The 11,053-nt window shown below is 72.0% G+C and carries 10 protein-coding genes; 5 read left to right on the top strand and 5 right to left on the bottom strand.

Annotated elements, in window-relative coordinates; translation table 11 throughout:
- Positions 1-195: 195 nt before the first annotated feature.
- From ABZ887_RS50500 to ABZ887_RS50510, 3 genes are all read right to left on the bottom strand, one after another.
- Positions 196-570, bottom strand: a complete 375-nt coding sequence (locus ABZ887_RS50500; RefSeq protein ID WP_361306386.1) for a roadblock/LC7 domain-containing protein — start codon at positions 568-570, stop codon at positions 196-198.
- 62 nt (positions 571-632) lie between these two features.
- Positions 633-1,445: a hypothetical protein gene (locus ABZ887_RS50505; RefSeq protein ID WP_361306388.1), complete on the bottom strand. Its 813-nt coding sequence runs from the start codon at positions 1,443-1,445 to the stop codon at positions 633-635.
- Positions 1,442-1,792, bottom strand: coding sequence for a hypothetical protein (locus ABZ887_RS50510; protein WP_361306390.1), 351 nt, complete (start codon positions 1,790-1,792; stop codon positions 1,442-1,444). The genes ABZ887_RS50505 and ABZ887_RS50510 overlap by 4 nt, the downstream gene beginning before the upstream one ends.
- A gap of 162 nt (positions 1,793-1,954) precedes the next feature.
- Here ABZ887_RS50510 and ABZ887_RS50515 point away from each other — a divergent pair, with 162 nt between their 5' ends.
- The 4 genes from ABZ887_RS50515 (at position 1,955) to ABZ887_RS50530 (ending at position 6,188) form a co-directional block, all read left to right on the top strand.
- Positions 1,955-2,320: a hypothetical protein gene (locus ABZ887_RS50515; protein ID WP_361306392.1), complete on the top strand. Its 366-nt coding sequence runs from the start codon at positions 1,955-1,957 to the stop codon at positions 2,318-2,320.
- Between the two features lie 96 nt (positions 2,321-2,416).
- The gene (gene hemB / locus ABZ887_RS50520) at positions 2,417-3,409 is read left to right on the top strand and encodes a porphobilinogen synthase (RefSeq protein WP_361306394.1); all 993 of its coding nucleotides are present in this window, start codon (positions 2,417-2,419) and stop codon (positions 3,407-3,409) included.
- A gap of 124 nt (positions 3,410-3,533) precedes the next feature.
- Entirely contained in the window at positions 3,534-4,436 is a 903-nt protein-coding gene (locus ABZ887_RS50525) for an SAM-dependent methyltransferase (RefSeq protein ID WP_361306396.1), read from the top strand.
- Positions 4,437-4,994: 558 nt separating this feature from the next.
- Positions 4,995-6,188, top strand: a complete 1,194-nt coding sequence (locus tag ABZ887_RS50530; RefSeq protein ID WP_361306398.1) for a PLP-dependent aminotransferase family protein — start codon at positions 4,995-4,997, stop codon at positions 6,186-6,188.
- Between the two features lie 56 nt (positions 6,189-6,244).
- Here the strand turns inward: ABZ887_RS50530 and ABZ887_RS50535 are convergent, their stop codons facing one another.
- Positions 6,245-7,018 (bottom strand): DUF4253 domain-containing protein, encoded by a 774-nt coding sequence (locus tag ABZ887_RS50535; protein ID WP_361306400.1) that lies wholly within the window; start codon positions 7,016-7,018, stop codon positions 6,245-6,247.
- 46 nt (positions 7,019-7,064) lie between these two features.
- Positions 7,065-8,825, bottom strand: a complete 1,761-nt coding sequence (argS, locus tag ABZ887_RS50540) for an arginine--tRNA ligase (RefSeq protein ID WP_361306401.1) — start codon at positions 8,823-8,825, stop codon at positions 7,065-7,067.
- Positions 8,826-9,200: 375 nt separating this feature from the next.
- Between argS and lysS the strand changes: the two genes are divergently transcribed.
- Positions 9,201-10,931, top strand: coding sequence for a lysine--tRNA ligase (lysS, locus tag ABZ887_RS50545; protein WP_361306403.1), 1,731 nt, complete (start codon positions 9,201-9,203; stop codon positions 10,929-10,931).
- The last annotated feature ends 122 nt before the right edge of the window (positions 10,932-11,053 follow it).

Consider the following 11,053-nt stretch of genomic DNA (forward strand, 5'->3'; position numbering starts at 1 on the left):
GGCGCGGGCGGGGGCGGCCGGGGACCGGGCCCGGCGCCGGTGTGCGGGGGGGGCGGGGGGGGGGCTGAGCCGGCGCCCGGGGGGGGGGGGGGGGGGGGGGGGGGGGGGGGGGGGGGGCCCCCCCCCCCGCCCCCTTTTCTGTGTCGGCGGTCGTCTGCGGGTGCGTGGGGGCTGGTCGCGCAGTTCCCCGCGCCCCTATCGGGGCGCGTCGTTGGCGAGGATTTTTTTCAGGTCCTCGATCACTGTGGGGATCTCCCGGTCGAAGGCCAGGCCGTCCACGCCCTCGTCGGTGATGACGGCGAGGAGGGCTCGGGTGCCCACTGCCGTGACGATGACGTGGCCCGCGCTGCACTGCGCGGTCAGCTGGCGGAGGGTGCCGGTGTCGGCCTGGTCGGCCAGGCGGTGGCCGAGGGAGAGGGTGGCCGAGGCCAGGGCGGCCATGGACTCGGGGTGGGTCTTGTCGGCGTCGGCGGCCACCACGAGGCCGTCGACGGTGGCCAGGACGGTCTCGGAGACGCCCATCACCCGGTCGCGCAACGAGACGAGGATGTCCTGCACGGGATCGTTCACGGTGGCCTCTTCCTGTGCTGTCGTGCTGGGTGGTGCGGAGGCGATCGGCCTCCCCGGGGTTGCTAGCGCTTGCGGCGGGGGAGCGGGGTCGCTGAGGGGTGCGGTGCTGCGGTGGGGGGAGAGGGCGGGGTGCGCGGGGCCGTGCTGGGGCGGCCGGCGGGGGTGGCGGGCGGGGGCTGGAGGAGGCCCAGGGCCAGGAGGTCGCGGAGGTCCAGCATGACGGCGAACAGGCCGCGGCCGAGGGCGAAGGCGATGTCCCGGGGTGTCCTGCGGCCGTCGGTGACCGCCAGGAGGGTCCGGTGGCGGGGCGAGAGCCGGTCGGTCTGCCGCGGGTCGCGGGCCGCCGGGGCCGGTTCCAGGCGGTCGCGGGCGAAGCGGGCGGTGGCGCCGCGTTCGTTCGACAGCAGGCGGATACGGCGGGTGTTCTCGGTGACCAGGCGGTCGGGCGGCACCGCGGTGCCCGTGTCGAGCAGGGGGCGGGGAGCGGCCACCTCCCAGCCGTCCGGGCTGGTGAGCGCCAGGGCGAAGGCCGCGTCGAACAGTGCCGCCCGGCCGATGACCTCCAGCTCCGTGGCGCCCAGCAGTCCCCGCGCGACCAGTTCCAGGGCCAGCCGGGCCGGGTCGGTGCCGGTGGCGCGGGCGGCCGTCCAGTCGTCCTCGGCGATCCGGTGCGACTTCAGGAGCAGGACCTCGATGCCGGGGGCGCCGGGGGTCTCCATGCCGACGACCATGCCGTCGCGGACGTGGATGACCCCGCCCGGGCTGCCGGAGACCAGCACGGCACAGGAGCGTCTGTCCGCGTGCAGGGCGGCCAGCTGGGCGGGGACGTTGCGGGCGGCCGGTGTCTCGTGGGTTTCCTGGGGCTCCTGGGTCATGCGAGCAGTCGGTCCGTGTGCTCGGCCAGGTCGCGCAGCGCCCACGTGATGTTCGTACGGTCCCGGTCCACCAGGGCGAACAGCAGGAGCGGGTCGCCCTGCCGGTTGACACGTGTCGTGACATGGTGATGAGCGGCCGTGGTGACGACGATGCTCTCCAACTCGCCCGCGAACCCGGCCCGGTTGAGGTGGGTGATCGCCAAGTGGGCGGTCTCCTGGGCGTCCTGCGCCGGTTCCGGGTCGCCGTACTCGGCGTAGCGAAGGCCCGTCACGCCGTCCAGAAGGGCGGCGGCGGCGACGCCGGGCGTCCTTCCGACAGCGCTCAGCACGGTGTCGAGCAAAGCCATGAGTTCCCCCTCCTGACCCCTCGGTCGCACAGTACTTTATTGCCAACTGTTGCAACACTGGCCAAAGATGAGACTTATTCGGACTCGGAGGGATCGGTAAGCAACCTCCACCGAACCGCTTGCGTCCGAGTCGACCCACGTAAGGAAATCGAGGGCACCAGCGTGAACATCGAGACAACGCTCAAGGAAGCCATGAGCATCGACGGGGCCGTCGGGGTCGCCCTCGTCGACTACGAAAGCGGCATGTCGCTCGGCGTGCTGGGCGGCGGACCGCACCTGGACCTGGAGCTGGCGGCGGCCGGCAACACCGAGGTGGTCCGCGCCAAGCAGCGCACGCTGAAGTCCATCGGCCTCGACGACGAGATCGAGGACATCCTGATCACGCTCGGCGGCCAGTACCACCTGATCCGCCCCCTGACCAAGGCCGGCGGCTCGCTCTTCCTCTACCTCGCCCTGGACCGCGGCCGCAGCAACCTCGCGCTGGCCCGGCACAGCCTCAAGAAGCTGGAGGGCGAGCTGGAGGTCTGACCCCTCCGCAGGCCCCGGCGCCCCGGCCGCGCGTGGGCCGGGGCGTCGACGCCGAGTCGGTAAGCGCGCTCTTGTGACGGGCGTAGCGTAGAGGGCATGACGACGTACGGCTCTTTCCCCGGCACGCGGCCCCGGCGGCTGCGGACCACCCCCGTCATGCGGCGCATGGTCGCCGAGACCCGGTTGCACCCCGCGGACTTCATCCTCCCGGCGTTCGTCCGTGAGGGCGTGAGCGAACCCGTGCCGATCGGCGCCATGCCCGGCGTCGTCCAGCACACCCGGGACAGCCTGAAGAAGGCGGCCGCCGAGGCCGTCGAGGCGGGCATCTCCGGGATCATGCTGTTCGGGGTGCCGGAGGAGAGCAAGAAGGACGCCCTCGGCACCCCCGGTACCGACCCCGACGGGATCCTCCAGGTCGCGCTGCGGGACGTGCGGGCCGAGGTCGGCGACGACCTGCTCGTGATGTCCGACCTGTGCCTCGACGAGACGACCGATCACGGCCACTGCGGGGTGCTCGACGCCGAGGGGCGCGTGGACAACGACGCCACCCTGGAGCGGTACGCCGAGATGGCCCAGGTGCAGGCCGACGCCGGGGCACACATCGTCGGGCCCAGCGGGATGATGGACGGGCAGATCGGTGTCGTCCGCGACGCGCTCGACCAGATCGGGCGCGAGGACGTCGCGATCCTCGCCTACACCGTCAAGTACGCCTCCGCCTTCTTCGGCCCCTTCCGCGAGGCCGTCGGGTCCTCCCTGAAGGGCGACCGCAAGACCTACCAGCAGGACCCCGCCAACGCGCGGGAGTCCCTGCGCGAACTGGCCCTCGACCTGGAGGAGGGCGCCGACATGGTGATGGTCAAGCCGGCCGGGCCCTACCTCGACATCCTCGCGCGGGTCGCCGACTCCGTGGACGTGCCGGTCGCCGCCTACCAGATCTCCGGCGAGTACTCGATGGTCGAGGCCGCCGCCGAGAAGGGCTGGATCGACCGCGACCGGGCGATCCTGGAGACCCTGACCGGCATCAAGCGGGCCGGCGCGCAGAACATCCTCACCTACTGGGCGGTGGAGGCCGCCCGGATGCTGGGCTGAGCGACGGGAACGGGTGCCCCTGGCTGTGAGATTCGGCCGGGGGCACTTTCAAGTCCCGGGTGGCGTTAGGTTGTTGACCGTTCTCGACTGTCCTCGCCCTTCGCCGACCATCCGGGAGACGCCCATGTCCGGTGACGCCCTCAGCCAGGATCCCGCCGAGCTGAGAAAGAGGTTCGACAACACCAGGCCGCACCCGGCGCGGGTCTACGACGTCTTCCTCGGCGGCAAGGACAACTACCCCGCCGACCGCACCGCCGCGGCCGCCGCCCTCGCCACCAACCCGCGCGGCTACCTCGACGTACGGCACAACCGCGACTTCCTGCGCCGGGCCGTGACCCGGCTGGCCAAGGAGGACGGCATCGGCCAGTTCCTCGACATCGGCACCGGGCTGCCCACCGCGGAGAACGTCCACCAGATAGCCCAGCGCATCAGCCCCGGCACCCGGGTCGTGTACGTCGACAACGACCCGATCGTCCTCGCCCACGCCCGCGCCCTGCTCACCAGCGGACCCGACGGCCGGACCGACTACATCGACGCCGACTTCGAGAACCCGGCCGAGATACTCGAACAGGCCGCGAAGACCCTGGACTTCGACCAGCCGATCGCCCTGTGCCTGGTGGCGATCCTGCACTTCATCGAGGACGACGTCGCCCACCCGGTCGTCCGCGAACTCGTCGAGGCGCTGCCCCCGGGCAGCCGGCTGGTGGTCAGCCACCTCACGGAGGATCTCAACGCCGAGAAGATCCGCGGCGTCCAGCGGTCGTACACCGAGCGGGGCCTGACCTTCGTCCTGCGGTCCAAGCCCGAGATCGAGCGCTTCTTCACGGAGAACTCCCTCGCCCTCGCCGACCCGGGCGTGGTCCCGGTCCACCACTGGCACCCCGACCACGCGGCTCCCGTCCCCGAGCAGCCGGACCCCGAGCTGCTGGCCACCCTCGACGCCATCGACCGGTCCCGGTACGCCGACATCAACGACGTCACCGACGCCGACATCAACGTCTACGCGGGCGTCGGCACCAAGGCCTGAGCCGGGTCGGCCGCGGGCCCCGGGCGGGTGGCGGCGGAGGGGCCCTCGTCGCGTACGCCCTGTCCGTCCCGGCACCCGCCGAGTGCGGTCGCGGCGACCAGCGCGAGGGCGGCCGCCGCCAGAATCCGGCGACGGCGACCACGACGGCGACGGTGAGGGTGGGGACGGCCGGGGGCCGGGGGGCGGTGCGTGGCGGACATACGAGGGCTCCCTTGACGATCTCGGCACGATCCCGGCGCGGTGCCGGTGACGGTGGCGCATGCAGGGGCGCATGCGGTGGCACATGCGCTGGCAGCGAAGGTGAGACGTGGCGGCGGGGTTGACGTTCCCTCAGCCTGTGGGCCGGCCCGCCCGGACCGCCAGTGCCGACCGGGGATTCGGGACGCCCGCTCCCGGTCCACCCCTGTGACCTGCGCGTATCCCATCCCACGGGACGGCGGTACGGGACGGCCCAGTCCCGGCCGCACCCCGACTGTCCGGATCGCGGAATTACGGGTGTAAGCGGCACGTACCTCTCTACGCTCCCGCCAAGACGAGGATCAGCCCAAGGAGCCGTCCATGACCCTCACCCCTGCCCCCGCCCCGCTTCCCCCGCTCGCGGCCCGTGCCCGCGCCGTCGGCGGGTCACCCGTGCGGGAGATCCTCGCGGTGACCGCCCGCCCCGAGGTGATCAACTTCGCGGGCGGGCTGCCGGCCCCCGAACTGTTCGACCGCGACGGCATCGCCGCCGCCTTCCGGGCGGTCCTCGAGGAGGCCCCGGAGCGGGCGCTGCAGTACTCGACGACCGAGGGCGAACCGGCCCTGCGGCAGCGACTGGCCGAGCGCATCTCCGCGCGGGGCCTGCCCACCGAGGCCGACGACCTCCTCGTCACCACCGGCTCCCAGCAGGCGCTCTCCCTCCTCGCGAGCGCCCTGATCGACCCCGGGGACACCATCCTCGTCGAAAGCCCCTGCTACCTGGCGGCCCTTCAGGTCTTCGGGCTGGCCGGGGCACGCGTGCTGCCCGTGCCCGGCGACGAGGACGGCGTGGACCCGGCCGCCCTGGAGGAGCTGATCCGCGCCGAGCGGCCCAAACTCCTCTACCTCGTCCCCACCTTCCAGAACCCCACCGGCCGCACCATGCCCGCCCCCCGCCGCGCCGCCCTCGCCACGGCCGCCGCCCGCCACGGCCTGTGGATAGTCGAGGACGACCCCTACGGCGAACTGCGCTACGACGGCGACCACGTCCCGTGGATCGCGTCCTTCCCCGGCGCCGCGGACCGGGTGGTCCTGCTCGGCTCCTTCTCCAAGGTCATGGCCCCCGGCCTGCGGCTCGGCTGGCTCCGCGCCCCGGCGGGCCTGCGCCGCGCCTGCGCGGTGGCCAAGCAGGCGGCCGACCTGCACACCCCGACCCTCAACCAGCTCGCCGCCGCCCGCTACCTGGACGTGCTGGACGCCCATGTCGCCAAGGTGCGCGCGGTCTACGGCGAACGCCGCGACGCCATGCTCGCGGGCCTGCCCGCCGCCCTCCCGGCCGGCTCCACCTGGAACCGGCCCGCGGGCGGCATGTTCCTCTGGGCCAGGCTCCCGGAGCAGTACGACACCACCGCCCTGCTCCGCCAGGTGGTGGAACAGAACGTGGCCTACGTCCCCGGCGAGCCCTTCCACGCCGCCGACCCCGACCGGTCCACCCTGCGCCTGTGCTTCGTGACGCAGACACCGGAGGAGATCGGGGAGGGGTTGCGGAGGCTGGCGAAGGGCCTGGGCGGCTGAGGGCTCCGCCGGAAGTGGCGCGACAGGTCGTACGGCCCCGCGCCCCTACGGGGCGCTCAGTCCCACCAGAAGTGCCACAGCCGCTCGCCGACCAGCTGCTCGGCGTAGGACGACAGGGTGTCGTCGGCGCCGGGCAGCACACTGTACGGGCAGAACGCGAAGTGCTCGGCGGCGACCGCCTCCGCCTCGTCGAGGCCGGCGGGCGGGGCGGCGACGGAGAGCGCGAGGTGGTCGAGGCCCAGGGCCACCACGCGTATGCCGAACCGGTCCTCCCAGGATCGCAGCACCGCGCACAGCCGGCCCGTGTCCTCCTCGTAGTTCACCGGGCCGCTCCAGCCGATGGCCGCCGGTATGTCGGCGCTCCGCCGGGCGGACACCAGCGCCAGATGCGGCTCCTTCAGCCAGGGCCGCCCCTGGCTGAGCGCGTCCGCGACGTCCGCGGCCCGCGAGTCCGGGTCGGCGACCAGGACCGGCGCGGCGGCCAGCCCGGGGAACTCCTCGCCGTCCGGCGGGTCCTCCTCCCAGTAGTCCTCCAGCACCTCGTCGGCGTCGTGGTCCCCCGGATACGACGTCTCCCCGGGGGCGAAGTCCCAGTCGTCGACCTCGGAGACGTCGATGAGCACCGGGAGCAGCCCCGCACGGGCGGCCGGCACGCCCAGCGCGGACCAGGTCCCGGGCCCGGCGGGCTGCCCGGCGTACCACAGCAACGGCTGGTGCCACGGGCCGTCGAGCGTGTCGTCGAGCAGAGTCCCGGGCGGGAGTTGGAGCCCCAGGGACCGACCACTGGGGTCGGTCGCCAGCTTGGGCAGCGGGTTGGGAAGAGTCGCCATGCCAGTGACTGTAAGGGGCGCCACTGACAACGCCGTCGGCGACCGGTCAGAGGCGCTCGGGCGTCCGGATCCCGAGGAGCGCCATGCCCCGGTGGAGGGTGCGGGCCGTGAGGTCGCACAGGAGGAGGCGGTTCTCCGCCACGTCCTGCGGCGGCTGCGGCTTGATCACCGGGCACTTGTCGTAGAACGACGTGTACAGGGACGCCAGTTGGTACAGGTACGCGGCCAGCTTGTGCGGGGCGTACTCCGCCGCCGCCTCGAAGACGGTGTCGCCGAAGGCGTCCAGGTGCAGGCCCAGCGCCCGCTCCGCCGTGTGCAGCTCCAGCTCCGGGTGGGCGGCCGGCCGGACCTCTCCCGCCTTGCGGAGGATCGACTGGATACGGGCGTACGCGTACTGGAGGTAGACGGACGTGTCGCCGTTCAGCGAGACCATCTGGTCCAGGTCGAACTTGTAGTCCCGGTTCGGCGACGTCGACAGGTCCGCGTACTTCACGGCGCCGATGCCGACCTGCGCGGCCCGCTCCTGGATCTCCACCTCCGTGAGGTCCTGGGCCTTCTCCCGGACGACCTCGGCGGCCCGCTGCACCGCCTCGTCCAGCAGGTCCTCCAGCCGTACGGTCTCACCCGCACGCGTCTTGAACGGCTTGCCGTCCGCGCCCAGCACGGTGCCGTAGCCCATGTTGTGCGCGGTGACGTCGTCGGTGAGCCAGCCCGCCCGCCGTGCCGTCTCGAAGACCATCTTGAAGTGGAGGGACTGACGGACGTCCACGACGTAGAGGAGCGAGGTGGCGTGCAGGTCGGTGACCCGGTTGCGGATCGCCGTCAGGTCCGAGGCCGCGTAGCCGAACCCGCCGTCCGCCTTCTGCACGATCAGCGGGACCGGCTGGTCGTCCTTGCCCCGGATGTCCTCGAAGAACACGACCAGCGCGCCCTCGGAGCGGACCGCGACGCCGCTCTCCTCCAGGAGGCGGGCGGTCTCCGGCATACCGTCGTTGTACGCCGACTCGCCGACGATCTCGTCGTCCCGGATCTCCATGTCGAGCTTCTCGAAGACCGAGTAGAAGTAGACCTTCGACTCGTCCACGAACCGCTGCCAGAGCTCCAGGGTCTCCTTGTCGCCGGACTGGAGGTCCACGACCCTCTTCCGGGCCCGCTCCTTGAACGCCTCGTCCGCGTCGAAGACCGCCCGGGACGCCTTGTAGACCCGGTTCAGGTTCGACATGGCCTGCTCGCCGTCCGTGTCGGTCTCCGCGGACAGCTGGTCCGGGTTCTCGATCAGGTACTGGATGAGCATGCCGAACTGGGTGCCCCAGTCGCCGATGTGGTGCCGGCCGATCGTCGTCTCGCCGGTGAAGTCGAGCATGCCGCGCAGGGCGTCGCCGATCACCGCGGAGCGCAGGTGGCCGACGTGCATCTCCTTGGCGACGTTCGGCTGGGCGTAGTCGATGACCGTGATGCCCGGGTTCGCCTTGGCGGCCACGCCGAGCCGGTCGCCGTCCGCGTACCGCGCGGCCAGGTTCTCGGTGATCGCCCGGTCGGAGAGGGTGATGTTGAGGAAGCCGGGGCCGGAGACCTCGACGTCCTGGATCAGGGCCGCGCCGGTGGTGATGTTCGAGACGACCTGCGTCGCCAGCTCCCGCGGGTTGGCCTTGGCCTTCTTGGCGGCGGCGAGGATGCCGTTCGCCTGGTAGTCGGCCCGGTCGCTGCGTCGCAGCAGCGGGTCGACGGAGGCCTCCGGCAAGGTTGCCGAGAGGGCGTCGGTGAGCTGCTGGTTGACGGAAGCGCTGAGGGACGTGACCGGGGCCATGGGGTGGGAGCCGTTCTCCTCGTGGGTTCAGGTAGACGCCTCCAGTATTTCACGGGGGGTAAAGGGGTTTTCGCGGCCACGAGCTCGGGCGGCGCGGGGTGCGCGGCCGGGTGCGGCGCCGTGGGGGCTGGTCGCGCAGTTCCCCGCGCCCCTAAGAGGCGGCTGCGCCGCCATACGGTTGCGGCGCCGCCGCGTATCAATACGATCCCGCGCACCCAGAACGGCGGCTGCGCCGCCGATCAGGGGCGCCTTCAAAGGCGCCTCGTGGGCGCCTCGCAAACCCGTTTTCGTGGATTCGACCTCGGCTGGGAGAATGGAGCGGTCAGCCGTGCGACCGTACCGGCTGCCCGTTGCCAGAAAGAAGGACGTGCCGACGTGGCTCAGAGCACCGAGACCACCGACTGGGTCTCCCGTTTCGCGGATGAGGTCATCGAGGAGTCGGAGCGTCGGGCCCCGGGCAAACCGGTCGTCGTCGCGTCCGGGCTCTCGCCGTCGGGGCCCATCCACCTCGGCAACCTGCGCGAGGTCATGACCCCGCACCTCGTCGCCGACGAGGTCCGGCGGCGCGGCCACCAGGTCCGGCACCTGATCTCCTGGGACGACTACGACCGCTACCGCAAGGTGCCCGCCGGCATCGCCGGGGTCGACGCGTCCTGGGCCGAGCACATCGGCAGGCCGCTCACCTCGGTGCCCGCCCCGCAGGGCTCCCCGTACCCGAACTGGGCCGAGCACTTCAAGGCCGCGATGGTCGAGTCGCTGGCCGAGCTGGGCGTGGAGTTCGACGGGATCAGCCAGACCGCGCAGTACACCTCCGGCGTGTACCGCGAGCAGATCCTGCATGCCATGAAGCACCGCGGTGACATCGACGCGATCCTCGACCAGTACCGGACGAAGAAGGCCCCCGCGAAGAAGCAGCAGAAGGCCGTCGACGAGGCCGAGCTGGAGGCCGAGGAGGGCTCGGGCGCGGCGGGCGAGGACGACGGGTCCTCCGGGTCCGCCGGGTACTTCCCGTACAAGCCGTACTGCGGCGGCTGCGGCAAGGACCTGACGACCGTCACCGCGTACGACGACGACACCACCGAGCTGACGTACACCTGCAACGAGTGCGGGTTCTCCGAGACCGTCCGGCTGAGCGAGTTCAACCGGGGCAAGCTGGTCTGGAAGGTCGACTGGCCGATGCGGTGGGCCTATGAGGGGGTCGTCTTCGAGCCGAGCGGTGTCGACCACTCCTCGCCGGGGTCCAGCTTCCAGGTGGGCGGGCAGATCGTCGGGATCTTCGGGGGCAAGCAGCCCATCGGGCCCATGTACGCCTTCGTGGGCATCAGCGGGATGGCGAAGATGTCGTCCTCGCGGGGCGGGGTGCCCACCCCGGCCGACGCGCTGAAGATCATGGAGCCGCAGATCCTGCGCTGGCTCTACGCCCGGCGCAGGCCCAACCAGTCCTTCAAGATCGCCTTCGACCAGGAGATCCAGCGGCTCTACGACGAGTGGGACAAGCTGGACGGGAAGGTGGCGGAGGGGTCCGCGCTGCCCGGCGACATCGCCGCGCACGTGCGTGCCGTCCGTACGGCCGGCGGCGAGCTGCCGCGGACGCCGAAGCCGCTGCCGTACCGCACGCTGGCCTCCGTCGCCGACATCACCGCCGGGCACGAGGACCAGGCGCTGCGCATCCTCAGCGAGCTGGACCCGGCGAACCCGCTGGGGTCGGTGGACGAGGCCCGGCCGCGGTACGACAAGGCCGAGGCCTGGATCAACACGCAGGTCCCGGCCGACCAGCGGACCATCGTGCGGGACGAGCCGGACGCCGAGCTGCTGAAGTCCCTCGACGAGGCGTCCCAGCAGTCCGTACGCCTGCTGCTCGACGGGCTCGCCGAACACTGGTCGCTGGACGGGCTCACCCACCTCGTCTACGGCGTGCCCAAGGTCCAGGCCGGGTTCTCCGCCGACGCGACGCCCAAGGAACTGCCGGCCGAGATCAAGACGGCCCAGCGGGCGTTCTTCGCGCTCCTCTACCACCTGCTGGTGGGCCGGGACACCGGACCCCGGCTGCCCACCCTGCTCCTCGCCGTGGGGCAGGAGCGGGTGCGGCTGCTGCTCGGCGAGTAGCAGTCCGGCAGACACGGAGAAGGGGCCCTCGCCAGCCCATCACCACGACCGAGTACAACAACCTCGTCGCCAAGTGGGGCACCCCCACCTGGAACCGGCTGAAGTCCTACAACTACCCGGCC

The sequence above is a fragment of the Streptomyces sp. NPDC047061 genome (genome assembly GCF_040643955.1).
Classification (GTDB): domain Bacteria; phylum Actinomycetota; class Actinomycetes; order Streptomycetales; family Streptomycetaceae; genus Streptomyces.